The sequence below is a fragment of the Arthrobacter sp. sptzw42 genome, from assembly GCF_059089685.1.
Window position 1 is genome coordinate 161,901 of the sequence record NZ_JBNHEX010000003.1, and the last position, 26,833, is coordinate 188,733.

At 67.0% G+C, this 26,833-nt stretch carries 28 protein-coding genes and 1 riboswitch; of the genes, 12 read left to right on the forward strand and 16 right to left on the reverse strand.

What is annotated here, in order from left to right; translation table 11 throughout:
* Positions 1 to 22 precede the first annotated feature (22 nt).
* Positions 23 to 1,036 (reverse strand): glycoside hydrolase family protein, encoded by a 1,014-nt coding sequence (locus AC5RT4_RS04810; protein ID WP_494105013.1) that lies wholly within the window; start codon positions 1,034 to 1,036, stop codon positions 23 to 25.
* Positions 1,037 to 1,104: 68 nt separating this feature from the next.
* A complete protein-coding gene (locus tag AC5RT4_RS04815) occupies positions 1,105 to 4,590 on the reverse strand; it encodes a DEAD/DEAH box helicase (protein ID WP_494105014.1) in 3,486 nt (1,161 codons plus the stop codon).
* Positions 4,591 to 4,819: 229 nt separating this feature from the next.
* Between AC5RT4_RS04815 and AC5RT4_RS04820 the strand changes: the two genes are divergently transcribed.
* Positions 4,820 to 5,407 carry a DMP19 family protein gene (locus AC5RT4_RS04820; protein ID WP_494105015.1) on the forward strand — a complete coding sequence of 196 codons (588 nt, stop codon included), beginning with the start codon at positions 4,820 to 4,822 and terminating at the stop codon, positions 5,405 to 5,407.
* A 37-nt stretch (positions 5,408 to 5,444) separates the two neighbouring features.
* Here the strand turns inward: AC5RT4_RS04820 and AC5RT4_RS04825 are convergent, their stop codons facing one another.
* Entirely contained in the window at positions 5,445 to 6,038 is a 594-nt protein-coding gene (locus AC5RT4_RS04825; RefSeq protein ID WP_494105016.1) for a DUF5655 domain-containing protein, read from the reverse strand.
* Positions 6,039 to 6,330: 292 nt separating this feature from the next.
* On the reverse strand, positions 6,331 to 6,888 hold the full coding sequence (locus tag AC5RT4_RS04830; protein WP_494042038.1) for a COG4315 family predicted lipoprotein: 558 nt from the start codon (positions 6,886 to 6,888) through the stop codon (positions 6,331 to 6,333).
* A gap of 169 nt (positions 6,889 to 7,057) precedes the next feature.
* Between AC5RT4_RS04830 and AC5RT4_RS04835 the strand changes: the two genes are divergently transcribed.
* On the forward strand, positions 7,058 to 7,558 hold the full coding sequence (locus AC5RT4_RS04835) for a sigma-70 family RNA polymerase sigma factor (RefSeq protein ID WP_494042169.1): 501 nt from the start codon (positions 7,058 to 7,060) through the stop codon (positions 7,556 to 7,558).
* Complete coding sequence (locus AC5RT4_RS04840; RefSeq protein ID WP_494042039.1) at positions 7,555 to 8,223, forward strand: anti-sigma factor family protein; 669 nt, start codon at positions 7,555 to 7,557, stop codon at positions 8,221 to 8,223. The genes AC5RT4_RS04835 and AC5RT4_RS04840 overlap by 4 nt, the downstream gene beginning before the upstream one ends.
* A 72-nt stretch (positions 8,224 to 8,295) precedes the next feature.
* On the opposite strand, the gene AC5RT4_RS04845 is transcribed toward AC5RT4_RS04840, so the two are convergent.
* Together AC5RT4_RS04845 and trmB are read right to left on the reverse strand one after the other, a co-directional pair.
* Positions 8,296 to 9,114 (reverse strand): DUF1206 domain-containing protein, encoded by an 819-nt coding sequence (locus tag AC5RT4_RS04845; protein WP_494042170.1) that lies wholly within the window; start codon positions 9,112 to 9,114, stop codon positions 8,296 to 8,298.
* Between the two features lie 176 nt (positions 9,115 to 9,290).
* Complete coding sequence (trmB, locus tag AC5RT4_RS04850; RefSeq protein WP_494105017.1) at positions 9,291 to 10,214, reverse strand: tRNA (guanosine(46)-N7)-methyltransferase TrmB; 924 nt, start codon at positions 10,212 to 10,214, stop codon at positions 9,291 to 9,293.
* Positions 10,215 to 10,302: 88 nt separating this feature from the next.
* Between trmB and AC5RT4_RS04855 the strand changes: the two genes are divergently transcribed.
* Together AC5RT4_RS04855 and AC5RT4_RS04860 are read left to right on the forward strand one after the other, a co-directional pair.
* Complete coding sequence (locus AC5RT4_RS04855; protein ID WP_494105018.1) at positions 10,303 to 11,640, forward strand: CynX/NimT family MFS transporter; 1,338 nt, start codon at positions 10,303 to 10,305, stop codon at positions 11,638 to 11,640.
* 69 nt (positions 11,641 to 11,709) lie between these two features.
* Positions 11,710 to 13,131: an MFS transporter gene (locus tag AC5RT4_RS04860; RefSeq protein WP_494042042.1), complete on the forward strand. Its 1,422-nt coding sequence runs from the start codon at positions 11,710 to 11,712 to the stop codon at positions 13,129 to 13,131.
* Between the two features lie 2 nt (positions 13,132 to 13,133).
* On the opposite strand, the gene AC5RT4_RS04865 is transcribed toward AC5RT4_RS04860, so the two are convergent.
* Positions 13,134 to 13,895 carry a class I SAM-dependent methyltransferase gene (locus AC5RT4_RS04865; protein ID WP_494105019.1) on the reverse strand — a complete coding sequence of 254 codons (762 nt, stop codon included), beginning with the start codon at positions 13,893 to 13,895 and terminating at the stop codon, positions 13,134 to 13,136.
* Positions 13,896 to 14,205: 310 nt separating this feature from the next.
* Here AC5RT4_RS04865 and AC5RT4_RS04870 point away from each other — a divergent pair, with 310 nt between their 5' ends.
* On the forward strand, positions 14,206 to 16,107 hold the full coding sequence (locus tag AC5RT4_RS04870) for a DEAD/DEAH box helicase (protein WP_494105020.1): 1,902 nt from the start codon (positions 14,206 to 14,208) through the stop codon (positions 16,105 to 16,107).
* Between the two features lie 66 nt (positions 16,108 to 16,173).
* On the opposite strand, the gene AC5RT4_RS04875 is transcribed toward AC5RT4_RS04870, so the two are convergent.
* From AC5RT4_RS04875 to AC5RT4_RS04905, 7 genes are all read right to left on the reverse strand, one after another.
* Positions 16,174 to 16,824, reverse strand: a complete 651-nt coding sequence (locus tag AC5RT4_RS04875; RefSeq protein ID WP_494042045.1) for an MBL fold metallo-hydrolase — start codon at positions 16,822 to 16,824, stop codon at positions 16,174 to 16,176.
* A gap of 35 nt (positions 16,825 to 16,859) precedes the next feature.
* On the reverse strand, positions 16,860 to 17,855 hold the full coding sequence (locus tag AC5RT4_RS04880; RefSeq protein ID WP_494105021.1) for an aldo/keto reductase: 996 nt from the start codon (positions 17,853 to 17,855) through the stop codon (positions 16,860 to 16,862).
* Positions 17,856 to 17,918: 63 nt separating this feature from the next.
* On the reverse strand, positions 17,919 to 18,545 hold the full coding sequence (locus AC5RT4_RS04885; protein ID WP_494042047.1) for a nucleoside/nucleotide kinase family protein: 627 nt from the start codon (positions 18,543 to 18,545) through the stop codon (positions 17,919 to 17,921).
* A 27-nt stretch (positions 18,546 to 18,572) separates the two neighbouring features.
* Positions 18,573 to 18,968 (reverse strand): DMT family transporter, encoded by a 396-nt coding sequence (locus AC5RT4_RS04890; RefSeq protein WP_494105147.1) that lies wholly within the window; start codon positions 18,966 to 18,968, stop codon positions 18,573 to 18,575.
* Complete coding sequence (locus AC5RT4_RS04895; RefSeq protein WP_494105022.1) at positions 18,968 to 19,291, reverse strand: DMT family transporter; 324 nt, start codon at positions 19,289 to 19,291, stop codon at positions 18,968 to 18,970. Before AC5RT4_RS04895 ends, AC5RT4_RS04890 begins: the two co-directional genes overlap by 1 nt.
* Before the next feature lie 9 nt (positions 19,292 to 19,300).
* A riboswitch (guanidine-III (ykkC-III) riboswitch) is annotated at positions 19,301 to 19,366 on the reverse strand.
* A 144-nt stretch (positions 19,367 to 19,510) separates the two neighbouring features.
* On the reverse strand, positions 19,511 to 20,041 hold the full coding sequence (locus AC5RT4_RS04900) for a ferritin (protein ID WP_494042049.1): 531 nt from the start codon (positions 20,039 to 20,041) through the stop codon (positions 19,511 to 19,513).
* A gap of 71 nt (positions 20,042 to 20,112) precedes the next feature.
* A complete protein-coding gene (locus AC5RT4_RS04905) occupies positions 20,113 to 20,703 on the reverse strand; it encodes a HutD/Ves family protein (RefSeq protein WP_494105023.1) in 591 nt (196 codons plus the stop codon).
* Between the two features lie 96 nt (positions 20,704 to 20,799).
* Between AC5RT4_RS04905 and AC5RT4_RS04910 the strand changes: the two genes are divergently transcribed.
* Together AC5RT4_RS04910 and AC5RT4_RS04915 are read left to right on the forward strand one after the other, a co-directional pair.
* Entirely contained in the window at positions 20,800 to 21,417 is a 618-nt protein-coding gene (locus tag AC5RT4_RS04910) for a phosphoribosylanthranilate isomerase (protein WP_494105024.1), read from the forward strand.
* 64 nt (positions 21,418 to 21,481) lie between these two features.
* Entirely contained in the window at positions 21,482 to 21,883 is a 402-nt protein-coding gene (locus AC5RT4_RS04915) for a YccF domain-containing protein (protein WP_494105025.1), read from the forward strand.
* Between the two features lie 3 nt (positions 21,884 to 21,886).
* On the opposite strand, the gene AC5RT4_RS04920 is transcribed toward AC5RT4_RS04915, so the two are convergent.
* The gene (locus tag AC5RT4_RS04920) at positions 21,887 to 22,696 is read right to left on the reverse strand and encodes a 2-phosphosulfolactate phosphatase (protein ID WP_494105026.1); all 810 of its coding nucleotides are present in this window, start codon (positions 22,694 to 22,696) and stop codon (positions 21,887 to 21,889) included.
* Positions 22,693 to 23,562, reverse strand: coding sequence for a DUF4031 domain-containing protein (locus AC5RT4_RS04925; RefSeq protein WP_494105027.1), 870 nt, complete (start codon positions 23,560 to 23,562; stop codon positions 22,693 to 22,695). Before AC5RT4_RS04925 ends, AC5RT4_RS04920 begins: the two co-directional genes overlap by 4 nt.
* Positions 23,563 to 23,678: 116 nt before the next feature.
* Between AC5RT4_RS04925 and AC5RT4_RS04930 the strand changes: the two genes are divergently transcribed.
* Genes AC5RT4_RS04930 through AC5RT4_RS04945 form a run of 4 tightly spaced genes read left to right on the forward strand, consistent with a single transcriptional unit; the run spans position 23,679 to position 26,776 of the window.
* The gene (locus AC5RT4_RS04930; protein ID WP_494105028.1) at positions 23,679 to 24,086 is read left to right on the forward strand and encodes a TOBE domain-containing protein; all 408 of its coding nucleotides are present in this window, start codon (positions 23,679 to 23,681) and stop codon (positions 24,084 to 24,086) included.
* Positions 24,087 to 24,100: 14 nt separating this feature from the next.
* Positions 24,101 to 24,856, forward strand: a complete 756-nt coding sequence (gene modA, locus AC5RT4_RS04935; protein WP_494105148.1) for a molybdate ABC transporter substrate-binding protein — start codon at positions 24,101 to 24,103, stop codon at positions 24,854 to 24,856.
* Between the two features lie 10 nt (positions 24,857 to 24,866).
* Positions 24,867 to 25,715 (forward strand): ABC transporter permease, encoded by an 849-nt coding sequence (locus AC5RT4_RS04940; RefSeq protein ID WP_494105029.1) that lies wholly within the window; start codon positions 24,867 to 24,869, stop codon positions 25,713 to 25,715.
* Positions 25,712 to 26,776 (forward strand): sulfate/molybdate ABC transporter ATP-binding protein, encoded by a 1,065-nt coding sequence (locus tag AC5RT4_RS04945; RefSeq protein ID WP_494105030.1) that lies wholly within the window; start codon positions 25,712 to 25,714, stop codon positions 26,774 to 26,776. Before AC5RT4_RS04940 ends, AC5RT4_RS04945 begins: the two co-directional genes overlap by 4 nt.
* The last annotated feature ends 57 nt before the right edge of the window (positions 26,777 to 26,833 follow it).

The window sequence follows — 26,833 nt, forward strand, 5'->3', positions numbered from 1 at the left end:
TTTGGCCCCTTGTCATGCCGGTTCAGTGTTCGGTGCAGATAAGGATGCCGCCGCGGACTTCCAATACCGCCGCCCTGACGTGGCTGAGGCGGGTCCTGGAATCAGATGCCATCGTGCCAATGTCCTCGCCGCCCCAGTGCGGGTGCGTGAAGTAGGCCACCAATGCGCGTTCCTTCCCGTCTTCACCAACTGCCAGGGGAACCACATCCGCGTGGCGTCCGACGACGGGCCTTCCGTCCACGTGCTCGGGCCGCGTCAGGATAAGCCCGTCCAGGTACTCCTGCCGGGCCCAGTTTCCTGCGGCATCGGCCGAGCGGTAGATGGCCTGGCCCCGCCATTCGTCCACGATCATCCAGTAGGTTCCCTCAAGGCGGAAGACCTTGGGTCCTTCGTGGGGACGGCCGGGGATGGTGAGTCCTTCGGGAACCCAGGACGAGGGGTCCCGGGGGTTGTCGCTCACGGCGCTGTACGTGTTGGAGCCGCGGGCCTCATCCTTGTACCAGAGGCGGTAGCGGCCGTCCCCGCACAGTGCGACGGCGGCGTCGATAACCCTCGGCGATTCCAGGCCGATGGCGCCGAGGTACTCCCATGCGACAAGGTCCCGGCTGCTGAACTGGACAATCGACGCGTTGCCGGTCCAGTCCGTCCGGACTCCGCCCAACACCGTCAGATACATGACCCACTCGTCGCCGACATGTACGACGTCGGGCGCCCACAGGGTTGCCGGCAGTTCCGTTTGAGGGGGCACCAGTCCGTCCACGGTGCCTTGGTAGCTCCAGTTCCGTCCGCCGTCGGAGGACCGTGCAACGCCGATAGCTGTGCCGTGTACCCATTCCACCCCCGACAGGCCCGGTGCCGTGGCACGGCGCTGGGTATAGAAGAGCACCCACTCGCCGGTGAGGTGGTCCGGAACCAGGACGGGATCGGTGGGCCCGTCCCATACAGGATCCCGGTAGGGAGCCCGGAAGGCGTCCGGGCGGAGCGGCAGCAGGTTCGAAGATGGAAGCATCCCGGTTCCGGCCTGCTGCTGTTGCACGTCTTCTCCAACGTTGTATATCCTGTGCCTACAGTTTGGCGACAGCTCCACCTGCAGGATATGGAATCTTATTCCTGGAACAGCCCCGCCAGGTCCTCCGCTGTGATGGCGCCGCCGGCCAGGGCGTCGCCTTCCATCACGTCGGCGAACAGCTGTGACTTCCGCGCCTTCAGCGCCATGACCTTTTCTTCGATGGTGTCCTTGGCTACAAGCCGGTAGACCATCACATTCCGCTCCTGGCCAATGCGGTGGGTGCGGTCCACCGCCTGCGCCTCGGACGCGGGGTTCCACCAGGGATCGAGCAGGAACACGTAATCGGCCTCGGTGAGGTTCAGCCCGAACCCGCCGGCTTTCAGCGAGATCAGGAACACGGGGGCAGCGCCGTTTTTGAATTCACTGACCACGTCGGCGCGGTTGCGGGTACCGCCGTCGAGGTAGCAGTACTCGATCTTTTCCTCGTCAAGCCGTTCCCGGACCTTTCCAAGAAACCCCGTGAACTGGCTGAAGATCAAGGCACGGTGGCCCTCCGCCACCAGGTCATCAAGCTGCTCGAACAGCACATCGAGCTTGCTGGACCGGACCGACGCCATCGCCGGGTCCACGAGAGAGGCATCCAGGCTGAGCTGCCGCAGCAGGGTGAGCGACTGGAAGATGGTGAAGCGGTTCTTGTTGACGTCCTCGATCAGCCCCAAAATCTTTTGCCGTTCCCGCTGCAGGTGCGTCTGGTATACCTTTTGGTGGCGGGGGTTCAGCACCACTTCCAGGATCTGCTCCTGCTTCGGCGGCAGGTCCTTGATGACCTGGTCCTTGGTGCGGCGCATCATCAGCGGACGGACCCGACGGCGGAGCTTGTCCAGCTGCCCCTTGTCACCGTTCTTCTCCACAGGCTTCTGGTAGTACTCCGCGAAGCGTTTGGGACTTGAAAACAGTCCCGGCGCGACGATGGAGGTGAGCGCCCAGAATTCCATGAGGTTGTTCTCCAGCGGCGTGCCCGTGATGGCGAGCTTGAAAGCCGCCGGCAGCTTGCGGGCGCACTGGTACGCCTTGGACTGGTGGTTCTTCACAAACTGGGCCTCGTCCAGGACCAGGCCGGCCCACTCACGGGAAGCGTAGGCCTCGTAATCGATCCGGAACAAGGCGTACGACGTGATGACGATGTCCACTCCGGCAAGCGAGTCCGCCGGCAGCTGGCTGCTCTTGGCGAAGGTCTCACTGACGGCCTGAACCTTCAGGCCAGGAGCAAAGCGCGCCGCCTCCAGGGCCCAGTTGCCCACGACGCTGGTGGGGGCCACCACCAAAAAGGGAGCCCCGGCGACGGACGGGGGACCTGAAGCGCCGGAGGCTGCAGCATCGGGTGCAGGTTCCTTTGCGGCCGCGGCAGCCAGTTCCTTGGCCGCGCACATCAGGGCGAGGGCCTGTACGGTCTTGCCCAGGCCCATGTCGTCGGCGAGTATGCCGCCCAGGCTGTGCCGGTAGAGGAAGGTGAGCCAGTTGAAGCCCTCCAGCTGGTACGGACGCAGTTCTGCGTTCAAGGTGGCGGGGAGCGGCAGGCCGTCCACGCCGCCCTCGAGCAGACCGCCAACCGCTGACCGCCAGGCCGCTGCCTGCTCGTCCACGATCCCCAGCTGGGCCAGCTCGTCCCACAGGCCGGCCTGGAAGCGGCTGATCTGCAGCGGTGCGTCCTTGTTGTCCTGCAGGGAGCGGGCCTCCTCGATCAGTGCCCGCAACTGATGCAGTTCGGGCAGATCCAGCGAGAAGTAAGCGCCACTGGGCAGCAGCATCTTGGTCTGCCCCGCGGCGAGCGCGGAGAACACCGCGGCGAAGGAAACCGGCTGGCCCTCGAGGGAGATCTGGATGCCGAGGTCGAACCAGTCGCGCTGCTCTGTCGCTTTGGTGGAAATGGAAACCACCGGCGCTTCCTCGGCCTCGCGGTAGTCCGCGATGTCGCCCACCGTGTCAACGTCCACATCGGGAGCCTGGCGCAGCCGGGGCAGTACCTCCTCGGTGAATGCCAGCGTGTCCAGGCCCTTCAGCTCCACGGACGCCGCGAGCCGGGGGGTGCCCCAGCCGCCGGTAGCCGATTCTCCGAGCGCCGGGACCACGTCCCAGGGCTGGCCGATTCCTTCGAGGATCCGGGCTTCGGCGGTGTCGTCGCGGTAGCCGTGGTCGCCGGGGTGTCGCCACAGCGGTTGGGCCGTGACCAGGTTTCCCGTCTTGTAGTGCCATTCCCAGTGCAGCCGCACTTTGTGGTCGGCGCCGTAGTTTGCCAGCAGGGAGAGCGTGGGGACGGCAAGGGTGGGGAGCTCAACGGACTCGTCCCGCGCAGTGACACGGGCCGTTTGCTTCAGTTTCGGGTAGAAACCGGTGAGGAAGCGCGACTCGTCTTTGGCGGGAATGTGGAGCGTGCTGCCGGCAGTGACGAACGCCAGCAGCTCCTCGCTCAACCCGCTTTCCAGCGGCGCCAGGGTGATGACACCGTCCGGGTCCGGAACTCCAGGCAAGGCTGCCTCTCCGGACGTGACAAAAATTCCGTGCGCGGGGCGACCGATGGTGCCTATTGACGCCGGATCGACCTCGACCCCCTCAACGGTGACGGTGGGCGCGAGCTCCAGGCCGCCGTCGGACGCCTGAGCGGCAGCGGAGCCGGCTGTGCCCCCGCCGGCAGCTGAAGGTTCAGCGGCGGGGGACCCGTAGCGGCTGAGGTTCAGGCCGACGGCGGCGGGGGACTCCGCGAGCCGCACCGGTTCGGTGCCGCGGGAGTGGACCAGCGCCAGGCCAATCTTCCTGGCGTCGGCCAGCAGGCTCCAGAGGTTTTTCCCGGAGTAGGTGTTCAGGCCCAGCCACAGGCCTGATGAGTTCTGCATGCGGCCGGCGGAGGCGGAGTGCGCGGCCAGGAACTCCTGCATCCATTCCACGTGCGATTCGTTGCATTCGCGGCGGAAGTTCAGGTAGCTCAGGGTGTTCCATGAGACGTCGCCGCGGATCCACTTTCCCTTGGCACCCATGATCACCGGGCGGGCTTTGAGCTGGCGGACGCTGCGCAGGGGATCCCGGCGGCCGGTGTAGGAAAAGTGCGGTGCGGGCTCTTCGATCTCGAACTGCAGCGCCAGGGGAACGCCGTTGCTTGAGGGCCCGGCGCCGGGCCGGGAGATCAGTGGGCTGAGGGCCTGTTCCCAGTCAGAAACGGCACTGGACGGTTCGCGCGAAACCTGCGTGGCGGTGGCCGGCGAAAGCAGCTGCAGGCGGGTGGCAGGGTTGTCCTCCGCCGCGAAGAGCAGCGCGGCCACGTGCTTGCAGTCCTTCCGGACCGGGCAGCTGCACACACCCACGGTGCAGCTCCAGCCGCCACCCTTGCGGACCAGCTTGGCGGTGGTTGAATACGGCAGGTCCGCACCGCCGCGGACCTTGCCCAGCATGAGCCCGGTGGCAGCGTCGAACGAAATGCCGGAGACGCGGCTTCCCATGGCATAGGCCAGCCCGGCCGCCAGGGAGCGGTCGTTGATGGCAGGGGTCTGTATTGCCAGTGCCGCACTCTCGTCCGGTTGGGATGGCATGGTGCGCGCTACTTTCAACAGGCCACGGCGGGGCCGGGGCCGGTGGTTGGTTATCTGATCCATCTTAGTTCGCCCGCGGGGGAGGGCGTGCCGCGCCTTTTGAAGGCTGGGGAAGGGGGGGCCCGCAAACTTCGCCGGACGTTCACTTCGCCCTCAACGCCGCTGGTGCGTGCCGCACATAGCGTGGAAAGCGTTTGAGCACCATCCGCGTACAGCAGTGAGGATTGCCATGATTACCAGCCAGCAGCCTGTCGTTTTGACCAGCAGCAGCATTGGATCCAGCGATGAGGACGTCGTGGAGGCCAATGTCAGTGTTGTGGATGCCATGCACTCTGCCCTGCTCCCCGCTGACGAGATGAGTCGCGTCGCCGTCCGCAGCTACTACGTGGACTTTTATCTCACCGAGGTACTGGAGGGTGGCTTCGCGCAGTACGTGTCCAACGCCGACGACAGGGCTGAGGCAGACAAGCTGATCCGCGAAGGCATGGCGGGAATGGGAGCGACCGCGCACCTGGACCTTTTCAACCGGTTCATTGAGGCCTTCGACGGACTGTCCGAAGAAGACGAAGAGTGCTACCTCGACGGCGGCCAGGAGGACTCGCGGGAAACGCCCGACGGCGTCCTCCGGATGGAGGAACTCGACGGTGAGTTTGAGGAGCTGCTGGAGAGGGAAAACATCACCGCACTGAACGCCGCCTGGCTGCACGGCCAGCCCGAACTCCTGGTGCTGGACGACGAGGAAGTCGGCGCGTACATCGAGCAGCTCGCTGCCCGGATTCCGGCTTCGAGCGGGCGCCAGGCACAGGCCGACGCCTAGGAGCTATCTGACTGGCGGGTGTGACAACGCTCCCGGGTCAGCCGTTCTGCTCCAAAGCCAGCGTGAGAATTTCCAGCAGTTCGTCGTCCACCTGCTCGGCTGAGGTGAGGCGTACGCGGCGGGTGAAAGGGTCATCCGCCCGTGTCCTCACGGTTTCGATCCGTCCTTCGGCAGCGGCATCGAGCCGCAGGGTTACGTCCACCGCGGTGTTGGTTGTGCGGGTGACCTGGGCGAACTTCCGCCGCGGGCTGTGGAGGGACACGTAGCCTTTCCGCATCTGGATCTCCACGCCCTCAGTCGCGGACGCCCACGCCAGGATGGCATCCGCGACGGGCCGCAGATGCGGGTGGTTGGCGTACTGCCCGTCGATCAGCTCATCGGCGTCCCGCAGCATAAATTCCGGGTAGCCGAACATCTCCCAGGACACCGCGTACTGCGCGTACCCCGTCACCCCGAAGCCGTCGCGCATCCAGGTGCGGAGCTCGCTGTCGTCCCGGATGCCGGCGGCGCGTGCCTTCTCAACCCAGAGCACAGTGTCTTCGCCGGTCTTCCTAAGAAGGAGGGCTTTATTGTTGTCCACCATCGATTGCCAGGTGTTGGGCTTTTTATGGGATTCCGGGGTGGCAGGCATGGATCGATCGTAGCGCCGCGGAAAAAGATTCCGGACACCCGTAACTTTTCCGCCATCCTCCGCGATCCAGGAGGTCCGCCCGACGGATCGATGACAACGTGTTGTCGGCGCACCGGCCCCAGAGCTCGTGCCGCCCCTTCCTTCACTCGTCGTCGGGCGGCCCGGCCGCGGAAGGTGCCCCCGCACGCCGGCGGACGCCCCCGCACGCCAGCGGACTTCCCCGGGCAAGCCCGGGGAAGTCCCCGCCTCATTAACCTTGCCCGGCACCCAGCTTCCCGTCCCCATGGGTCATCTACTTGGCAGCCGTCTTGATCATTTCGCCGGCCGGATCAGCCAGGTACCAGACGCCGTTGACGCCCTGGCCGAGGATGTCGCCGGCCTTGGTGTCCTTGGCGAAGTAGTACAGCGGCAGCCCGTTCAAGGTCACCTGCCGGGCACCTTCCGGCGTGGTGATGGTACCTACCGTTCCGGTTACCCCCTCGACCGTGGGCTCGGCCGAGGTGGTGAGGAGCGGCGGCCACGCGGCCAGGCATTCCGCGGTGCAGGCACTGGTTCCGGAGTCCTTCACGTCCTTGGTGAAGAAGTAGAGACTCATCCCCTTGGCATCCACCACGATCTCGCCAAGGCTGGAAGAGGCGGTCATGAGGTCGACGCCGGCACTCGCCGTTGTAGAAGGCGTTGCGGACGGCGGGGAGACCGAGGCGGCGGGTGCGGTTGCGGAGGCGAGGGGCGATCCTGCCGTGACAGCAGGACTGCTGGCGGCAGGAGTTGTGCCGGTTCCGCCGGCGCAGCCCGCCAGGGCCGCCGTCAAGGCCAGGACGAAGAGGCCTGTCCCCAGATGCTTTTTCATGGGTCTGCTCCTTGGCTGGTGCCCGGCGTCGGATCACCGGACGCTAACGGGTACGACGCCTCCGGGTGAAGAATGGTTCAAATGAACCACATTCCGGTTGCGGACGTCGTATCAGCCGGAAGCAGCGCGTGAGCGGGCAGTGCTGCTGGCGGGACGGGAGGTCCTGGGAATGCCGCTGGACGAGGACGTTGTGGAAGCCATCTATCGTGAACACGGCCCGGCCCTCCGCCGCTTTGTGCTGAGCGCCTCCCGGGACCCGCAACTTGCCGAAGACGTGGTCCAGGAAACGGTGCTCCGGGTATGGCAGCACGCGCCGGAAGTCACCGGCAGCCTCCGCAGTTATCTTTTCCGGACGGCCAGGAACATCATGATCGACAACTACCGCCGGGCGCAGCGCCGCCCGGCGGAGACACTGGATGACGGCCTCGCCGATTCGGCGGCAACCGAGGAACGCGTGGATGAGCTGCTGAACCGGGTACTGATCGAGGAAGCGCTGCTCCGGCTCAGCCCGGAACACCGCGACGTTCTGGTGGCGTTGCACTACCGCAGGTTCACCGTGAATGAGGCAGCAGTCCAGCTGAACGTCCCGAGCGGAACGGTAAAGTCCCGCGCCTACTATGCTGTGCGGGCGTTGCGGACCATCCTGGACGAGATGGGGGTGGAACGGTGAACGCCCCGGACCAGCACCAGTTGTTGGGCGCCTACCTGCTGGGCGGACTGGACGCCGAGGACGTGCAGGGCTTTGAATCCCATCTGCAGGGATGTGCGAAATGCCGGGACGAGCTTGCCCGCCTCGACAAAGTGCCTGCCTTGCTGGACGCCCTTCCTGTCCCGCAGGCCGTAGCGCTCACCGTCGTCCCGGCCGGATCAGGTGCGCCGCCCGCCCCTGCAACCCGTGCCCCGGTGCACCTCCTCTCCGAACTGGCACGCCGCCGTCGTAAGGCACGACGGCGGGGGGCAGCTCTGGCAGGGACGGTCGCCGCAGCCTGCCTCGCCGTGGGGCTGGCGGTGGGTCCGCTTTTGAACCGGCCCGCGCCGCCGGATGCCACATATTCCGTCCAGTCAGGAGGCGGCCTTCAGTTCAGCATTGATATGGCCCGCAAAACGTGGGGGACCGAGCTGGCCGTGAATGGCAGCAGCCTCCCCTCCGACGGCACGCTGTCCCTGTGGGTACGTGACCGCGCAGGCGGCGAGGACCGGGCGTGCGCCTGGACGGCCACGCCAAGCGGCAGGGTCAGGGTTACGGGAGCCACGCCCATCCAGCTGACCAGCATTTCAAGCGTGGAACTGCGGGACGGCATGCAGCATGCCGTCGCAGTAATTACTGTGCCTTAGAGGCGCCCGGGTGCCTGCGCGGCGGGCCAAAGCCCCCTACGAGGACAGAGGCATCTGCGGGGAGCTGCCAATTTATCGGGTCATTTTCCCCAGGCGTGCCCGGACGATCATGAAGGCGCCGTAGCAGACCAGCCCTGCCCCAACCGCTGCCAGGAGGTATATTCCAAACGGCTGGTCACGGAGCGCCCGGAGCCCGCCGTCCAACCCGGTGGACTCCTCGGGATGCGCCTGAAGGGTGGCTATGGCGATGAGCAGCCCGGTCAGCAGCAGCACGACCCCCTTAGCCACATACCCCGTGACACCCAGGACGGTGACGGCCGTTCTGGTGCTGGAGGAGGCAGGCATCACCAGATGCTTTTCGAAAGACTTCCGCAGACCCCGGATGCCGTAAACGACGCCGGTAACGGCAATGCCGATGCCCAGCACGACCAGCAGCGCCACGCCACCCGGAGCTTTCATCATCGAAGCGGTGAAATCGCTGGCTGCCTGCTGGTTGTCCCCGCCGGAACCGGTTCCCCTCGCAAAGGACATCAGCGTGAGGGCAAGACCTGCGAACACCAGTGCCTGTGCAGCAGCCTTGGCCTTTTTCCCAACCTTCTGTTTTGTGGGCAGCCGGTTGTAATCGAAGACGGCATCGCTGGTCTGCCACAACGCGAGGGCCGCGCACGCGGCGAAGCTGGCCCATAACAGGAAAGGCCCGGCCGGCTGGCCGGCAAGCTCTGCCACTGCGCCGCTGAAATCAGCGTTGCCTGTACCGCCCATGGACAGCCGGATCGCGATGGCCCCCACCAGCAGATGCAGGATGCCGCTCGCCGCAAATCCCGCCCTTGCCAGCAGCTCAAAGGTCCGGGAGTTGGTGACGTTTTCCGCTGCATCAGCCGCTTGTCGCAGTTCTCTTTTGATGGCTGTTCCCTCTACGCACGCGCTAATGCGCTGATTTAGCGTGCCAACCCGCACAAGGGCAATCGTGCCATGCCGGGGTGGCCGGGACCAGTGGTCCGGCACGGCCACGCATCGCACCGCCGCCGGCCGCCGGGGCTGGCAGGACGAATGGAGGGGTTGCGGAGTTACCGGCGGCGGTAGCAGAGATCGAAAATGAGCCGCCCGGCTTCATGGGCCTTGCCCTCGAAGCTCGTCCGGATCCTGCCCTCGAACCGCGGCGCCCAGCCACCTGTCTCGTCCACGCCCTCGTTGGGGCCGGTGTGTTCTGTACTGACGGGGGCACGGCCTTCACGGACCGGGGCTCCGCCCACCACTGACTCGACCCCGGACTGCCATACCTGGGTCAGCGGGCTCTCCGGCCCGCGGCGCTCGCCGGTGTGCAGGTTCTCGAAGTCCTTTGAACCGGCCAGGACATCACGGACGTGGACGGCGTAGTTGGACCAGTCCGTGGCAATCCGCCAAAGTCCGCCCTTTTTCAGCGCACGGGCGGCAAGGTCCGCGAACTCGGGCTGGATAAGGCGCCGCTTGTGGTGCCGGGACTTGTGCCAGGGGTCCGGGAAGAAGACCCACAGTTCACTGACGGATCCTTCGGGAAGCATGCTGGCCAGCACCTCCGGTGCGTTGGCCTCCACCACCCGGACATTGCTCAACCCACGGCTGTTGATCTTGATGATGGTGTTGGCAAGGCCGGGGGTGTAAACCTCCACCGCCAGGAAATCGGAGTCCGGATTCTGCTCTGCGGCATGGCAGATGGCATCACCCAGGCCGGAGCCGATCTCAACGACGAGGGGTGCCTTGCGGCCGAACTCCGCCTCGGCGTCAAAAGTGTAGTCAGGGTGGACTGAGGTGTTGGCGACGTGCCGGGGGACGTCAACAGCCCACCGTTCGGCGTGCTCTTCCCATGCGGCCTGCCGGCGGCCCTGCAGCCGGGTTCCGCGGCGGACAAAGCTGACCGGCCGGCCACCATAGGTGCCGAAAGACGCCTGCGTGCCGGGGGTCACCGGCCTCGGGACGTGCTCCGGCTGCGGGGATTCTGGGGATTCGCTCATCCCTTCCAGAATACCGGCGGGGCGGTGGCCTATTGGCCGGGGGTGTCACCTCGAACTCCTCCGCCAGTCCTCCTGCAAGAATGGGCACGTGACGGAAGCGACAGATGCTGCGGCGAAGAAGCAGCAGCCCGGCAGCCCGGCGGGAAAGCCCCAGCCCGGCAACCTGGTGGACACGGAAATTGATGAGCTGCCGGCACCGGAACCAACCCGGGCAGGAAGCCGAAGGGAACGCATTTACCTGGCCCTGTGCCTTGTGTTGATCGGCCTCAATCTGCGCACCGTCTTCTCGAGTTTTTCCGCAGTGCTTCCCGAGGTCACCTCACAAGCTGCCCTTCCGGGATGGGCGGTGGTGGTGCTGACCACTGTCCCGGTGATGCTGTTGGGTCTCTTTGCGCCCCTGGCCCCGGTCCTGGCCCGCCGCTTCGGTCCGGAACGGGTCCTCCTTGGCGCCATGGCCGTACTCACCGCAGGGCTGTTGCTCCGCCCCGCCGAACTCTCCTTGCCGGCCGCGGGTGCGGCGCCGGGACCAGGACACCTGCCGGCACTGCTGGCAGGAACAGCGGCCTGCGGCGCTGCCATCGCACTGTGCAACGTGCTCCTGCCCGGGGTGGTCAAACGCGACTTCCCCCACCGGCTGGGCCTGATGGGTGGTCTGTACACCACTGCCATCTGTGCCTCGGCCGCGCTGGGGGCTGGCTTCACCTACCCGCTGTACCAGGCGACGGGGGAGTGGACCATGGCGCTGTGGTTTTGGGCGCTGCCCGCCGCCGTCGTCCTTGTCCTGTTCCTGCCAGTGGCGGTGCGGCAGCACCCCGTCCGCCACCAGGCGGTGAGAGAGGGGGTGAACGTCTGGCGTTCGGCGGTCGCCTGGCAGGTCACGATTTTCATGGTGCTCCAGGCCATGATGTCCTTCAGCGTGTTCGCCTGGCTCTCGCCCATCCTGCGGGAAAGGGGCGTGGACGGAGCGACAGCCGGGCTGATCGTGTCCATGTGCATCGTGCTGCAGATGCTTGGTTCCCTCTTCGCGCCGGCGCTGGCTGCGAGGTTCCCGGACCAGCGAGGCATCAACACGGTGGTGGCGCTGATGACCGGCAGCGGTTTCGCATTGAGCATTTTCGGGCCGCTCGAGCTGATTTGGATATGGGCAGGACTTTTGGGCCTTGGCCAAGGCAGCCTCACCGCGGTGGCGCTGACCATGATCATGCTGCGCACCAGGGACGGACACACGGCGGCGCACCTGTCTGGAATGATGCAGGGCGTGGGCTACGGCCTGGGCTCCACTGGAACCCTGATGGTGGGCCAATTGCACCATGCCACGGGATCATTCACCGCCGCCGGAATCCTCTTTCTGGCCGTCGGATCGCTGGCGGCGGTTTTCGGCTACCGGGCTGGACGAAACCGATATGTCGGGGACCAGACCAGGTAGCAGAGGGCCGCAAACCGACACCCGCCGCTATGCTGTGGAGCACGTCCAATACAACCGATGGGCAGAAGCGTGCGCCACACAACCCTTGCAGCCAGCGACCCCCACGCCGGCATTCTGCAGCGGCCGTACCTGTGGGTGACCATCGGTGCCTGCGCGCTTGTGTTCCTCGCCGCGTTCGAGTCGCTCGCAGTGACCACCATCATGCCGGTGGTGAGCCGGGAACTGAACGGCGGCGGCCTCTACGCCCTGGCCTTCGCGGGGCCGCTCGCAACCGGCGTTATCGGCATGGTTGCTGCTGGAAACTGGTCCGACCGCCGTGGCCCCACCGTCCCCCTGTACACCTCAGTGGCTTTGTTCGTGGTTGGCCTGCTGATCGCGGGCACTGCGGAATCCATGCCGGTGCTCGTGGCCGGCCGGTTGGTGCAGGGCCTGGGCGGCGGCGCGTTGACCGTGGCGCTGTACGTCCTGGTGGCCCGCATTTATCCCGCGCTGCTGCACCCTGGAATTTTCGCTGCCTTCTCCGCGGCCTGGGTGATTCCGTCCCTGGTGGGCCCGTTTGCCGCCGGGATTGTTGCGCAGGTGTTCAGCTGGCACTGGGTGTTCCTGGGCGTGGTGTTACTGGTCCTACCGGCGCTCGTGATGATTGCGCCGGTGCTGCGGAACGTGCCGTCCTCCAGGGAACAGGACGCCAAAGAACGATCCGAAGCACAGCAACCATCCACTCCACGGGCCCTGAACAGGCTTGTCTGGGCAATCCTCGCGGCGCTGGCGGTGCTGGGACTCAATCTGTCGCGGGATGTCCGCCTCCCCGGCATGCCCGCAGCACCGGCGCTCCTGGCGGTCGCCGCCGTCGTTATTGCGCTGGTGGCCGCGCGGCCGCTGGTGCCGCAGGGGACGCTCATTGCCCGCCGCGGCCTGCCAAGCGTGATCCTGGTCCGCGGGCTCGCTTCGGCTGCTTTCTTCGGCGCCGAGGTCTATTTGCCGTACCTGCTGGTTGAGCAGTACCGCTTCCCGCCCACCTTGGCCGGCCTCACCCTCACCTGTGGAGCGCTGGCTTGGGCAGGCGCGTCGGCAGTCCAGGGCCGGCTCGGGGCGCGGCTGCCCCATCGCCGCGCCGTCCGCATCGGCGCTTTCATGGTTCTTGGTGCTGTGGTCCTCGCGCTGGCCACCACCGCCCTGCACTGGCCGGCCGCTCTCGCCATCTCGGGGTGGGTCTTTGCCGGCGGCGGTATGGGCCTGCTCTATCCGCGGCTAAGCGTCATGACACTCGCGCTTTCCAGCAAGGAGAACGAGGGTTTCAACAGCTCCGCGATGTCCATCTCAGACTCCCTGGGCGGTGCGCTCGCGCTGGCGACCACAGGCATCGTGTTCGCAGCATTTACGACCACGACGGAGTCCTTCGCGGGGGTCTTCGCACTTGCCGCGTTGGTAGCGGCAGCCGCGGCGGGGGTTTCTCCACGGGTAACCAACAAGAGCCAGGGCGGAGCTTGACCTCAGGGCAGGCGGCTGGCGCGAACCACGACATCGGCGATGGTGGCGTGCTGCCCGTCCGGTCCGGTCACCGGACGCTCGCGGCTGGTCTGCACTTCCAGCTGCCACTCGGGGCCATCCAGCTCCAGTTCCTTGACCACCTGCTCTGCGGTGTAGAACATCCCATGCGTTGTGTGGGCGCCGCCCCACGGGGGAAGCCGGTCCGGATGGTGGCCCACCACCAGCAAGGTGCCGCCTGGTTTAACCGCCGCTGCGGCATTTTTTAAGGGACCCTGCCAGGCGAGCTCCTGGGAGTGGAGGAACTGTGAGGTCACCAGGTCGTACGATTCGTCGGGCTGCCATTCCTCGAGGTCGGCCTGCTGCCAATGGATGCGGCTGGCGATGGCGCCCTCGGCAGCGTGCACGCTTTCGCGCGCCAGGGCGGCTTTCTCGTGTCCGTGTGCCCGGTCCAGGGCGACGGCGGAAACATCGACGGCGGTGACAGTCCAGCCGTGCTGGGCCAGCCAGATCGCATCAGCGCCTTCGCCGCAGCCGAGGTCCAGCGCGTGTCCCGGCCGGAGTCCGCCGGCCTCCCGGACCAGTTGCGGGTTCGGCTTGCCGCTCCAGATCTGGGGCTTGCTCCGGTACCGCTCGTCCCACAGGGCGGCAGCGTCCCTGATGCCCTGGCCTTCACTGTCCCCAGAAAGGCCTGGCCCGGCGTCGTGCATTGCCCGGTGGGATTCGGGGGAGTGCGCTTCATGCTGGTGGGAGGCGTGTTCAGTCATGCCTCCACCCTGCCCCGCACTGCCAGGGTTGGCAACGGGTGGTCCGGGGAAGGGGAGTGGGCGCGGGATGCTAGACTGGTGGAACTTGATGTGCAGTGATGCCCTTGTCTCCCTTCATTGAGGGACTGGGCTTTTTTCATGTGAGAGGCACATCCTGCGTCGATGAACGCGTTCCATTTGGTCCCGGCCGCCGCTTTGCATAAGCGGCAGCAGGCTGGTTGATCACCTGAATTTTCTTCGGCGAACCCCCGTTGCCAACCGGCGTCGGGGGCCGATATCCGCACGGATACCGCCTGAAAGACCTTTGACTTTGACTACTTTTGCTGCCCTCGGCACGCCCAAAGCCCTCGCCGACACCCTCACCGCCCAGGGAATTACCGAGCCGTTCCCCATCCAGGTGAAGACCCTCCCTGACACCCTGGCCGGACGCGACGTCCTGGGCCGCGGCCGTACCGGCTCCGGCAAGACCATCGCATTCGCGATCCCGCTTGTTGCACGGCTCGCTGAGCGGGAGGCCAAGCACTTCCGCAAGCCCGGCCGCCCCATGGGCCTGGTCCTTGCCCCCACCCGCGAGCTGGCCACCCAGATCAATGCCACCATCGAGCCGCTGGCCAAGGCTGCCGGCTTGAACACCACCGTCATCTACGGCGGCATCTCCCAGGCCCGCCAGGAAAAGGCCCTCCGTGCCGGCGTCGACATCGTCATCGCCTGCCCAGGCCGCCTGGAGGACCTGATCCGCCAGCGCATCCTCACCCTCGAAGCTGTGGAGATCACCGTCCTGGACGAGGCCGACCACATGGCCGACCTCGGCTTCCTGCCGGTGGTCAAGAAGCTCATGGACATGACCCCGGGCCAGGGCCAGCGCCTGCTCTTCTCCGCCACCCTGGACAACGGCGTGGACAAGATCGTCCAGCGCTACCTGTCCAACCCGCTGACCCACTCCGTGGACGATCCGCAGGCAGCGGTCACCACCATGGAGCACCACGTCCTGGTGGTCAACGACCAGACCGTCAAGAAGCAGCTGATCGTGGAGCTCGCCTCCGGTGCCGGCCGCCGCGTCCTGTTCATGCGGACCAAACACCACGCCCGGAAGCTGGCCAAGACCCTGACCGACGCCGGGATCCCCGCCGTGGACCTGCACGGCAACCTTTCGCAGAACGCCCGTGACCGCAACCTCGCCGAGTTCTCCTCCGGCGACGTGCGCGTCCTGGTGGCCACCGACGTCGCAGCTCGCGGCGTACACGTGGACGACGTCGAACTGGTCATCCACGTAGACCCGCCCACCGAGCACAAGGCGTACCTGCACCGCTCAGGCCGCACCGCCCGTGCCGGTTCCGACGGCACAGTGGTCACGCTGACCCTCCCCGAACAGCAGACCGACGTGAAGAAGCTCATGAAGGCCGCAGGCGTCGAGGTCAACTTCGAGCGCGTCACCGCCAACTCGCCGCTGGTTGCTCAACTGGTGGGCGAAATGGCCGACAAGATCGATCCGCGCACCCGTGCTGCCTTGCTGGCCAAGAAAGCCGCGCAGCAGGGCGGCGGTACCTCCACCGGTGCCAACGCCGAGCGTAAGCGCGCCCGACGCCAGGCTGCACCCACCGCCGGTGGACGTGGCGGCCGCGGTGGACGCGGCCGGGTTTCCGCCGAGCCCACCCGTACCGACGTACCGCGTGCCGAGCGCCGCGCAGCAGCTTTCGAAGGCCGCACCGAAGCCCGTGCAGCGTTCGACCGCGTCAGCGAGCAGAACGAGGACCGCGCCATCGCCGCAGCGGCTGCCCGCCGCAACGCACGTGGCCGCGGCATCGCGTCCACGCACAGCAACGACGTCCCCGCGGCAGGTGGCCGTGCATCGGCTGGCCGCGGTTCGGACGGACGCACTGATTCACGTGTAACCCGCAGCGACGCTCCCCGTGGCGGGACCGGCCGTCCGGCTTCCTCAGGCCGCCCGGCCACCTCGGGCGGACAGCGCAGCGGACGTCCGGCAACCGGCCAGCGCGCCGCAGCCGGCGCAGGTGCCCGGACCGGCGGACAGCGCTCCGCAGGTGCCGGTGCAGCTGCTGCCGGTGGCAACAAGGCTGTCTGGTCGTCCAGCACCGGGGGAACCTCTGGCGGATCCTACTCCGCCGGCAACGGCGGCGGTACCGGCCGTCCCGCGCGCAGCGGTCCCCGCCGCGCTTCGGCTCCGGCCTCCAACGAGCGCCGCGGCCGCTAAGAGTATTTTCGGTGGTTGAGCCCGTCAGATTTGGATGGGCTCAACCACTGCTTCAATGCGGTTGTGTCACCAGCCGCGGGCGCGCCACTCCTCAAGGTGCGGCCGCTCGGCGCCCAGGGTTGTGGGTTTGCCATGGCCAGGGTGTACGACGGCGGAGTCCGGGTAGGCGCCGAACAGACGCCCGCCCACATCGGTGATCAGCTGGTTGAACCGGTCCGGATCCTTCTGGGTGTTGCCCACTCCGCCGGGGAACAGTGAGTCGCCGGAGAAGATATGCGCGGGGCCTTCCGGGTCCTCATACACCAACGCTATTGAGCCCGGAGTGTGTCCGCGCAGGTGGACTGCTGTCAGCTCAAAGCCGTCTACGGCCACCGTGTCCCCGTGCTGGAGGCGCCGGTCGACCGCGACAGGCAACGCGTCGGCGTCGTCCGCTCCAGCGGCAGTGGGCGCACCGGTTGCCTCAACCAGCTCCTTCAGCGCCCGCACGTGGTCCCAGTGCTGGTGAGTGGTGGCAATCAGGGCGAGCCGGGGCTCACCGGCCGTGTCCGCGGAGGAGTCCTGCAGCAGCTGCTGGATGGCAGCAGGATCATCCGCGGCGTCGATCAGCACCTGTTCGCCGCTGGTTTTGGCCGTCAGCAGGTACACATTGTTGTCCATCTCGCTGACCGGGATCCGGCGGATGGTCAGGGCCGGCAGGTCGTACAGAAGTGAGTCCATAGGCTTCAGTCTAGGGACGCCCTTTTGTGGCCGGGCTACTCGCGGCCCTGGGATACCCAGTTGGGATCGGCGGAGCGGGACCCCACGACGGCGTCCGATGCTTCGCCAAGTGCATCCAGTTGCGCGGAAGTCAGTTCCAGGGCCAGTGCGCCCAGGTTTTCGTTGATCCGGTGCCTTTTGCGGGTGCCGGGGATGGGGACCACTGGAAGTTTCAGCCGTTTGCCTTGGGCGAGCAGCCATGCCAGGGCCACCTGGGCGGGCGTCGCATCAATCTCGTCCGCCACGGACCGGACGGTGTCCACTACAGCCTCGTTCGCACTGGCGGCGTCCGGGGCGAAGCGGGGGATCCGGCGTCGGAAGTCATTGTCCCCCAGGTTCGAGGCGTCAACGGTGCCGGTGAGGAATCCCCGGCCCAGCGGCGAGTACGGCACAAAACCCACCCCGAGGGCGGCGGCGGCAGGAACAACGTTGCGTTCCACGTCGCGGCTCCAGATGGACCATTCGCTCTGGACGGCAGCAATCGGGTGGACGGCGGAGGCTTCCTCAAGCTCCTGGGCCGTCACTTCCGAGAGCCCCAGGTGCTTGACCTTGCCCTGCTGCACAAGCTCCGCCATGGCCTCCACGGTTTCCACAATCGGAACGCGGAGGTCACGGCGGTGCATGTAGTAGAGGTCGATGACGTCCGTGCCCAGCCGTTGCAGGCTGCGGTCCACGGCCTGCCGGATGTGGGCGGCGTCGCCGCGGATGTCTGTGTACCCGTCCGCCGGCGAGCCCACCAGGCCGAACTTGGTGGCGAGCTGGACCTCGTCCCGCCGCTTCTTCAGCAGTTGCGCGATCAGTTCTTCGTTGCTGCCCCCGCCGTAGATATTCGCCGTGTCAACGAAGCTGACGCCGGAGTCGACGGCGTGGTGCAGCGTCCGGAGCGCGTCGGCCGGATCAACATCGCCATAGACCGGTGTGAGCGCCATTCCGCCGAAGCCGAGCGGGCTGACCCGAAGGCCATCGCCGAGGTGAACGGTGGGTCCAGTCATGGTCGTGCTCCCATCATCGAAGTTATCCAAGCCAAGAACCCCGTCCGGGGTGGCTGTATTCCGTTAGTGCCAGGGGATGAGCCGGTCCGCTGCCGGGCGGGTCGCCTGGATCAGCACCGCGTTGGCCTCGTCAGGCCCCGTTGCCCAGGCTTCCGCCGCGACAGGTTCCATGCCAAAGGACACGTGCCGTTCCACCAGGCGGCTCAACCGCAGCGCGTGAGGCGTGTCCACGAACCAGACCTCGTCCAGCTGCGCCCTGATGTCTTTCCAAGGCTCCTGCTCCACCAGCAGGTAGTTGCCTTCAGTGATCACCAGCGGCACTTCCGCCGGGACCACGATGGAGGCTGCCACGGGTTCATCCAGGGTGCGCCGGAACTCTGGGGCGTAAACGACTGGCTCATCCCGGCGCACCAGGCGGCGCAGCAGCGACAGGTAACCGCCGGCGTCGAACGTGTCGATGGCTCCCTTGCGCTGCCGCAGCGGCGTCCCCTCGATGATGGCGTTCCCCAGGTGGAAGCCATCCATGGGCACCACGGCTGCCTGCCCGGGGTCGAACTGCTGCTGGATCCAGGCAGCGAAGGTGGACTTTCCGGAACCCGGCGCCCCCGCGACGCCCAGCAGCACCCGCCGGCCGCCGTGCAGTCTTTCGCGCAGGGCAGCCAGGGCCTCAGTAATCTCTGGGGAGTCCATGGCAAAAGCCTAACGGCGCCAGGAACATCAGGGACTGGTGGAAGCCGAAGCGGAGGCGGCGGCCTCGGACCCGGACTCAGGGGAGCCGGTGTCGCCGGGCAGCGCCTTGAGCCCGGCCGCACAGGCGACGATCCCGGCAATGAAGACCACCTTGAGCACGCTGAAGGGTTCCGCGCCGGTGGCCATCGCCCAGCCAACAGTCAGCGCTGCCCCGATCCCCACCCACACGGCGTAGGCGGTCCCGAGGGGGATGCTGCGGATGGCCATGCCCAAACCCAGCATGCTCAGGGTTGCTGTCACCGCGAAAACCAGGGTTGGCGCCGGCTTTGTGAAACCGTCCGACAAGCCAAGGGCTGTGGCCCAGACCGCTTCGAGGACGGCCGAGGCCAGCAGTACCAGCCAGGGAATCGAACGCCGGAGCATCACGCCACCACCTTCAGGCCCACCACGCACACAGCGATGCCGGACAGAAGGAGCAGGCGTGCCGCCGTCGGGCGTTCCACTTTGGTGATGATGGCATATGCGGAGGTGAGCACTACGCCCACTCCCACCCAGACGGCGTAGGCGGTGCCGGTGGGGATGGTTTGCATGGCGATGGCCAGGCCGCCGGTGCTCGCTGCCACGGAGGCCAGGAACAACAAAGCGGGGGCGACGCGGCGCCGGCCCGACGCTTGAAAAGCGCGGTGCAGGGCGGCCGCCCACACGGCTTCAAGGGCACCGGAAAGAATGAGGATTAACCACGGCATGACAGATCCTTTGGCCAGTCTTGTCGCTTGCCGGGTACTGAACCGTCGTCCGGAGGCCCGTCTGCAGGGCCTACCTTTCCAGCGTAGCAACGCCGGGCGCCGGGCGCCCAACGATGGTGCCCAACCTCACCAGCTGCATCCAAGCAGGCAGCGCCACGTGCCGCTCCGGGGTTCCACAACGGCACGCGGCGCTGGCCGCCCGGGCGGGCGGACCAAAGGCTAGAGGGCGCCGCCGGCAGCTTCGGGGGCCGCGGAGTCCCGGCCGCCATCACCGATGGTTTCCCGGGCAATGAAGTTTTCGATGTCGAACAGGTTGTCCGCGCGCTCAGCGATGTTCAGCAGCGTGGTCATGGAAGCGACTTCCTCCACCTGCTCCTTCAAGAACCAGAGCATGAACTGCTCGCCAAGGGCGTCGTTCTCGCCGCGCGCAGCCCGGAACAGGTCCTCGATATTGCGGGTGACTTCCTTTTCCTGCTGCAGGGCCAGGGCCAACGGCTCAGTCACGGAGGCGAAGTCGTTGCGGACCGCCGGAACGCCCGGGATGGTGAAGGTGATGTCCCGGTCCAGCATGTACTGCACCATCATCATGGCGTGGTTCCGCTCCTCCACGGACTGGCGGTAGAAGTACCTGGCCAGCTGCGGGAGGTCCTGGTTGGCGAACCAGGTGGCCACGGCAATGTACTGCTGCGATGCCGTGAATTCGTTGCCGATCTGCGTGGACAGGAGTGCATTGAACGTTGAAGTGGTCATAGCCCGAGTCTAGGGACGGCCGCGGGCGCCCACCAGTGTGGAAAGGCTCTGCTACGCAAGGCCAGGCTGTCCTATGCCCCTTCGGGCTCTTCCTCGACCGGGTCAATGGATACAACGGCCAGGAAGCCGCGGCCAAGGACGTCAGGGGTGCCGACGTCGGAGCCCACCACGGCGTCATACCGTGCCAAGGCCTCGGGTTCCTCCGTCTCCACACCGGCTGTAGCCTGCCCCTGAAGCAGGATTCCCAGCTGTCCTGCAAAGAGGGGTTTCGCGCGCTTCTTGGAGAGCTCAATGATGGACGTAAAACCCTTGAAGCTGCCGGTCCTTGTGATGACGTTGAGGTTCCGGATGTCGCCCGTGGGCAGCTTGGCGGAAGTAGCCGCGCCGCCCGGGAAGCGGAACGCCCGGAACTTCTCGAGCGGGTGTTCGGCGCCGTCCACCGAGAGCAACAGCAGTTCGCCGTCAATCACCGTCAGCACCCGTTCCATGCCGGGGAACGGGGAGAAGTCGCTGGCCTTGCTGACGTCCGCAATGCTGACCCGCCAGTCCCAGGATCCGTCCTGCGTTGAAGCCGCCGCGGGGTGGCTGGCGAGCTGGCGCGTCACCCCAGCGCCGTTGCGCCATGGTTGGGGCTTGAGGTCTGCAAAGCGGATGATCTCCATCTGCCCAGCCTAATTGGCCCGCGTCCACTCCGGGCCCCGGCCTCCTGCTACTCTCCTCCGGGGGGATAACACCGAAACAGCATCAAGGAGCCGGGAATGTTTGTGAAAGTGTGTGGTCTCAGTACGCCCGAATCCGTCCGTGAAGCGGTGAACGCCGGGGCGGATGCGGTCGGTTTCGTCCTCACCGCCAGCCCGCGCGTCGTTTCGCCCTCCCAGGTGTCCTCGTTGCTGGCGGAGGTCCCTGCGGACGTCTCGCCCATCGGCGTATTCCGCCACGAGCCGGTAGCTGATGCCGTGGCAATCGCCCGCGCTGCCGGCCTGGAGTGGATCCAGCTGCACGGCCCGCGCTCCCGGCAGGACGTCGCAACAGTCCACGACGCCGGCATGAAGCTGATCCGGGCAATCACCATGGGTGCCACTGCAGAGGAATTCGAAGACTGGGGAGAGGACATTCTGCTGATCGACGCCGCTGTGCCTGGCTCGGGCGAGGCCTGGGACTACGCCTCAGTGGCCGCCCTGCCTGTGCTTCAGGGCCGGCACTGGCTCCTCGCCGGCGGGCTGGACCCGGCCAACGTGGGTGCTGCCTCCACGGCTGCCCATGCCTGGGGCGTGGACGTGTCGTCCGGCGTGGAGGCGTCCCGGGGCGTCAAAGACCTCGCCAAGGTGCGCGCCTTCGTGCAGGCAGTGAAGGGCGCCTCCCCGGTCCGGCACTGATTCCGGGGGCAGTCAGGGAAGGCCCCCATCCCTTTCTGTCGCACCCCAAGGGCACAATGGATGTATGAAGACACTGCTCAACATCATCTGGCTGGTTTTCGGGGGATTCTGGCTCGCGCTGGGCTACTTCGTGGCGGGGGTTATTTGCTGCCTGCTGATCGTCACCATCCCGTGGGGCATCGCCTCGTTCAGGATTGCCGAATACACGCTGTGGCCGTTCGGCCGGACGGTGGTGGACAAGCCCGGCGGCTCAGGAGTCTTTTCGCTGCTGGGCAACGTGATCTGGCTTTTGGTGGCGGGCATCTGGATCGCCATCGGCCACGTGGTCACCGCCTTTGCCATGGCAGTGACTATCATCGGCATCCCGCTGGCCATTGCCAACCTGAAGCTCATCCCGGTATCCCTGATGCCGCTGGGAAAGCAGATCGTACCTACCAGCGCACCATTCGTAGCCGCCTACCGGTAAGAGTCAGCGCGGGCTGAAGGCCCCGTCCGCCAGGATGGCCACCGCGCTGCTGCCGTCCAGTTCCGCGGCGATATCGACGTCCCCGGCGTAGCCCGCACCGGCCAGCTCGAGGCCGCTGGAACAACCGTGCAGCATCCCGCGGAGCCTCGGCTCCGCGGCTTCGAAGACCGCCATCGCCGCCACGGCCTCCGGCGAGTAGCCATGCCTGCCGTCCTCCGCCTCGTAGCCGCCCTTGCCCGCAGCTACCAGTCCGGCGATGAATGCGCCTGCCCCGATCTGGTCCTCCACTGCGGGGCGCAGCGTGCCGTCCGGCCACCGCTCACCGGCAGCAATCACCGCGACCACCGCCTCCTCGGCGAGGTTGGCAGCTACCCAGTCGGCTGTTGCCGCGGCATTGCGCAGGGACACGGCTGCTACCAGCGGGACCTCGCGCGCCAGCCCGTGGCAGAGCGCCGAACCGTTCGGGGACGGCAGCACCACCCGGTCCAGCGACGCTGCAGCGCGGAGGCTGGCGGGGGAGAGGCTGAGCCCGCCCCCGTTGCGGGGCCCGGCCAGTTGGGCCCCGTGGCGCGCGGCAAAGCCCTCAGCGCCCGTGTCCTTCCAGGGGAAAGGAAAAACCACGCCGCCCCGGTCGAGGACCACGCTGACGCAGGTGCCGAAAGACAACACGTCCACCACCACGGCGAGGTCCGCCCCGGACGTTATGGTCCTGGCACCGTCCAGCCCCCACTCCATCCGCACGATGTAGGGCAGTTGCCGATGGGCTGCGCTCGCTGTAAAGGTATGGGCAGCGTTTGAGGGACCTGCGTTCACGCCAGTTCACCTCTTAAATTCCGGTGCGCGGCGTCCAGCCAAAGCTCCCGGGCGCGGCCGCTGTGGAACAGCGGGTCAAGTTCCAGCAGGTGGCGTACGACGGCCGCGCGTCCGGCTGCGAAGTCGGCGTCACCGATGTGGGCATAATCCTGGCGGACGTCCGCAACATACCTGGCGTACTCGTCAGGTTCGCCCCCGAGAACCGAAAGGTCGGCGTCGCAGAGGAGGGCGCCGTCGTCGTCCCCGTATTCCGGGCGGTGGCCAGACGTCAGCCGCACCAGCCGGGCCACCTCAGCCACGTCCGCTTCGTCAAGGCCGGCAGCAGGGAGCCGGTCCTCCGCGAGGCGTGCTGATTCCTCCTCGTCCTGGCCGGCCGCACCCCGGTAGACGGCGTCGTGGAACCAGGCGGCCAGCAGCACGGTCCGGGGAGGGTCGGCCGGATCGGCCAACAGGTCGAGGGCTTCCAGGACTGAGAGCAGGTGGGTGCAGCCGTGGTACCGGCGGTGGGGCTCGCTCCACCGGTCCAGAAGGTCGAGGAAGAGCGCGTCGTGGCCGGGCATGATGGCGTCCCAGCGGTTGAACAGCGGAACCTTGAGTGACTTGTTCCGCTGCCGGGCAGGGATCCGCAGCCCGCTTGCAATCAGTTTGCGGACCAGGACCCGGGCCTCCACCGGAACCGCTCCTGCGGCCACCAGGTCATCGAAGCGGCGCTCGGCAACGTCGTAGTGGTCGGCGTCGAAGGCGCGCTCCGGAATCCCGGCCGCGGCGGCGAATTGATGCAGTTCCGCCAGCGACGAGTCCGAGACCAGGTGCGAGAAGTGCGTCCCGTGGGCAGGCCAGAGGGGCGGGTCGATGTAGATGGCCATGCAGGAAGTCTAGTGGGACCTGCCGGGGGGAACCGGGTGCCGGCAGCGGGCCGGTAATTCCGAAGCTGCGGCAGTTTTGTAAGACTGTTTCCGCAAATGAGCCCTAAACTGCCGTTATGACGATTATCCGCGTTGCTGAGGCTGCCCGCTTCCTGGGTGTCAGTGACGATACCGTGCGCCGCTGGCTGGACAACGGCTCCCTTACCCCCGTGAAGGACGACGGCGGCCGGATCGCCGTGGACGGGCTGGAATTGGCCCGGCATGCGCAGAAGTTGGCTCAACTGCCGGACGATCCACACCGCACAGGCAGTTCGGCGCGGAACCGGTTTGTGGGGCTGGTCACCGGCATCACAGCGGACAAAGTGATGGCCCAGGTTGAGTTGCAGTGCGGGCCGTTCCGGGTGGTATCACTGATGAGCAGCGAAGCTGTCCGCGATCTGGGGTTGGAGCTCGGTTCCGTGGCCACCGCCGTGGTCAAAGCCACCACGGTCATCATCGAGACGCCGCAGGGCAAGGGCCTGTGACGGGCCAGAAGGGAATGGCCCTGCTGCTCGCGGTCCTGATGACGGCTACGCTGGCAGCCTGCGGTGGCAGCGGCCAGGCCGCCGGCAGCGGCGGGTCACTGACGATCTTTGCCGCCGCCTCCCTCAAGGCCAGCTTCACGGAGCTGGCCCGGACGTTCGAAGCCAGGCGCCCCGGCACAACCGTCAGCCTCAGCTTCGCCGGCTCCGCGGACCTTGCCACGCAGATCAGCCAGGGCGCATCGGCTGACGTCTTCGCTTCCGCCGACACCAGGAACATGGAAAAGCTGCAGGAGGCCGGGCTGGTGGACGGCGGTCCCAGGGTCTTCGCCACCAACACGCTCGCCATCGCAGTCCCGCCGGGAAACCCGGCCGGCATCAGCTCCTTCACGGATCTTGCGGAACCGGGTACGCGGCTGGCCCAGTGTGCACGGCAGGTGCCATGCGGTGCCGCCGTTGCCGCCATCGAACAGCGGACTGGTGCCGAGCTCAACCCGGTCAGTGAGGAAAACTCCGTGACGGATGTGCTGGGCAAAGTCATCTCCGGGGAAGCCGACGCGGGGTTGGTCTACGTCACCGATGTCCGGTCCGCGGCAGGAAAGGTGGATGCTGTTCCCTTCCCGGAAGCCGCCACCACCATCAACAGCTACCCGGCCGCCGTGCTGGCCAACAGCCGGAACAGCGCAGACGCCCGGGCCTTCCTCGAACTGCTGGCCAGCCCCGAAGGCCAACAAGTCCTGGCATCCGCCGGCTTCGGCAGTGGTCAACAGTGAGCAGCAGCCCGTGAGCCGCCAGGCCTACAGCGGCATACCGCGCTGGGTGCATGCCGTCGCGGTCCTGGCCGCGCTGGTGGTGGTCCTGCCGCTGGCCGCCCTGGTGGCAAGGGTCAACTGGGGCAACTTCCTTCCGCTGGTCACCTCCGAATCCGCCGTGTCAGCCCTGGGCCTGAGCCTGCGGACCTCCGCCGCCAGCACGGTCCTGTGCATCGCGCTGGGTGTGCCGCTGGCGCTGGTCCTGGCCCGGGGCAGGTTTCCGCTGCAGGGCCTGTTGCGCTCGCTGGTGCTTCTCCCACTCGTGCTGCCGCCCGTGGTGGGCGGCATCGCGCTCCTGTACACGTTCGGCCGCCAGGGCCTCCTTGGCAGGACCCTGGACGTCTTCGGCCTCCAGATCGCTTTTTCCACCACGGCCGTTGTCCTGGCCCAGACCTTCGTGGCCTTGCCCTTCCTGGTGGTGAGCCTAGAAGGGGCCCTGCGGACCGGAGGAGAACGGTATGAAGCCGTGGCGGCCACCCTCGGCACCTCGCCCGGGCGGGTGTTCCGCCGTGTAACGCTGCCGCTGGTGCTGCCCGGCCTGGCCTCCGGTGCGGTGCTGGCCTTCGCCCGCAGCCTGGGTGAATTCGGCGCCACCTTGACGTTCGCAGGCAGTCTCCAGGGGGTGACCCGGACCCTGCCGCTGGAAATCTACCTGCAGCGGGAAACGGATCCGGATTCCGCCGTCGCACTGTCCCTGGTACTGGTGGCTGTGGCGGTCGTTGTGGTGGCACTTGCGTACCGCCGGCCCGGCAACAGTCCCTTCCGGGCGTCCAGGCAGCGCACGACGACGGCCGCCGCGCCGGGCGGGAACGGCCCGTGACGTTGATCTTTGAGGCAACCGTGGCGGAGCGGGGATTGGACGTGGCCCTCACTGTCGGCCCCCGTGAAACAGTGGCAGTGATGGGGCCGAACGGTGCGGGTAAATCAACCCTGCTGTCCGCCATCGCAGGCCTGCTTCGGCCGGACAGCGGGCGGGCCGAGCTTGACGGGAAGACACTGTTCGATCTCTCGCCGGGCAGGAGGACATGGACGCCGCCGCACCGCCGCGGCACCGCCCTGCTCGCCCAGGAACCCCTGCTGTTTCCGCATCTCGACGCCTTGGAAAACGTGGCCTTCGGGCCACGGAGCGCCGGGGTGGCCAGGCGCCAGGCACGGACAGAAGCTGCGCGCTGGCTGGCCGAGGTGGAAGCGCAGGATCTTCATGGCCGCCGTCCGGCGGGGCTGTCCGGCGGCCAGGCCCAGCGGGTTGCCGTGGCCCGCGCCCTGGCAGCAGATCCCGGGCTCCTTCTTCTGGATGAGCCCATGGCTGCCCTTGACATCCATTCCGCGCCGCTGCTGCGCCGCCTGTTGAAGCGGGTCCTGGCGGCCAGGCCGGCCATCATCATCACCCACGACGTCCTGGATGCCCTGATGCTGGCGGACCGCGTGGTCATTTTGGAGAAGGGCAGAATCTCAGAAGAAGGCCCCACCCGGGAGGTTCTCCAGCGGCCCCGCAGCCGGTTCGCCGCCGGGCTCGCAGGGCTCAATTTCCTGGCCGGCGAAATAACGGACCATGGGCTTCGGTCCGGCGGGCTGAACCTCTACGGGCAGCACCACGAGCTTCCGGGCCCGCTGCCCGCCGGACAGCCAGGCGTGGCGGTTTTCCCGCCGTCGGCCGTTTCGGTTTTCCTGTCTGAAGCGCACGGCAGCCCGCGCAACGCCTTTCCGGTGACCATCACCGATTTGGAGCCGCACGGGGACGGGGTCCGCGTCCGCGCGGGCGAAAGCGGGCAGCTGAACGCGGACATCACGCCGGCCGCCGCCGCTGATCTCGCGCTGGCGCCAGGCATGCGGGTGTACTTCGTGATCAAGGCCGGGTCCGTGGCCATCTACCCGAACTAGTCGCTCTGGCCCCGGCTAATGGTGCGGTGAGCCCGAAGGGTAGGCTGGTCAGCGTCG

Coding starts and splice junctions, on each gene's coding strand:
- AC5RT4_RS04815 (WP_494105014.1), bottom strand. CDS start 4,590: ATGCCATCCCAACCGGACGAGAGTGCGGCACTGGCAATACAGACCCCT.
- AC5RT4_RS04820 (WP_494105015.1), top strand. CDS start 4,820: ATGATTACCAGCCAGCAGCCTGTCGTTTTGACCAGCAGCAGCATTGGA.
- AC5RT4_RS04825 (WP_494105016.1), bottom strand. CDS start 6,038: ATGCCTGCCACCCCGGAATCCCATAAAAAGCCCAACACCTGGCAATCG.
- AC5RT4_RS04830 (WP_494042038.1), bottom strand. CDS start 6,888: ATGAAAAAGCATCTGGGGACAGGCCTCTTCGTCCTGGCCTTGACGGCG.
- AC5RT4_RS04835 (WP_494042169.1), top strand. CDS start 7,058: ATGCCGCTGGACGAGGACGTTGTGGAAGCCATCTATCGTGAACACGGC.
- trmB (WP_494105017.1), bottom strand. CDS start 10,214: ATGAGCGAATCCCCAGAATCCCCGCAGCCGGAGCACGTCCCGAGGCCG.
- AC5RT4_RS04865 (WP_494105019.1), bottom strand. CDS start 13,895: ATGACTGAACACGCCTCCCACCAGCATGAAGCGCACTCCCCCGAATCC.
- AC5RT4_RS04875 (WP_494042045.1), bottom strand. CDS start 16,824: ATGGACTCACTTCTGTACGACCTGCCGGCCCTGACCATCCGCCGGATC.
- AC5RT4_RS04880 (WP_494105021.1), bottom strand. CDS start 17,855: ATGACTGGACCCACCGTTCACCTCGGCGATGGCCTTCGGGTCAGCCCG.
- AC5RT4_RS04885 (WP_494042047.1), bottom strand. CDS start 18,545: ATGGACTCCCCAGAGATTACTGAGGCCCTGGCTGCCCTGCGCGAAAGA.
- AC5RT4_RS04890 (WP_494105147.1), bottom strand. CDS start 18,968: ATGCTCCGGCGTTCGATTCCCTGGCTGGTACTGCTGGCCTCGGCCGTC.
- AC5RT4_RS04895 (WP_494105022.1), bottom strand. CDS start 19,291: ATGCCGTGGTTAATCCTCATTCTTTCCGGTGCCCTTGAAGCCGTGTGG.
- AC5RT4_RS04900 (WP_494042049.1), bottom strand. CDS start 20,041: ATGACCACTTCAACGTTCAATGCACTCCTGTCCACGCAGATCGGCAAC.
- AC5RT4_RS04905 (WP_494105023.1), bottom strand. CDS start 20,703: ATGGAGATCATCCGCTTTGCAGACCTCAAGCCCCAACCATGGCGCAAC.
- AC5RT4_RS04910 (WP_494105024.1), top strand. CDS start 20,800: ATGTTTGTGAAAGTGTGTGGTCTCAGTACGCCCGAATCCGTCCGTGAA.
- AC5RT4_RS04915 (WP_494105025.1), top strand. CDS start 21,482: ATGAAGACACTGCTCAACATCATCTGGCTGGTTTTCGGGGGATTCTGG.
- AC5RT4_RS04925 (WP_494105027.1), bottom strand. CDS start 23,562: ATGGCCATCTACATCGACCCGCCCCTCTGGCCTGCCCACGGGACGCAC.
- AC5RT4_RS04930 (WP_494105028.1), top strand. CDS start 23,679: ATGACGATTATCCGCGTTGCTGAGGCTGCCCGCTTCCTGGGTGTCAGT.
- modA (WP_494105148.1), top strand. CDS start 24,101: ATGGCCCTGCTGCTCGCGGTCCTGATGACGGCTACGCTGGCAGCCTGC.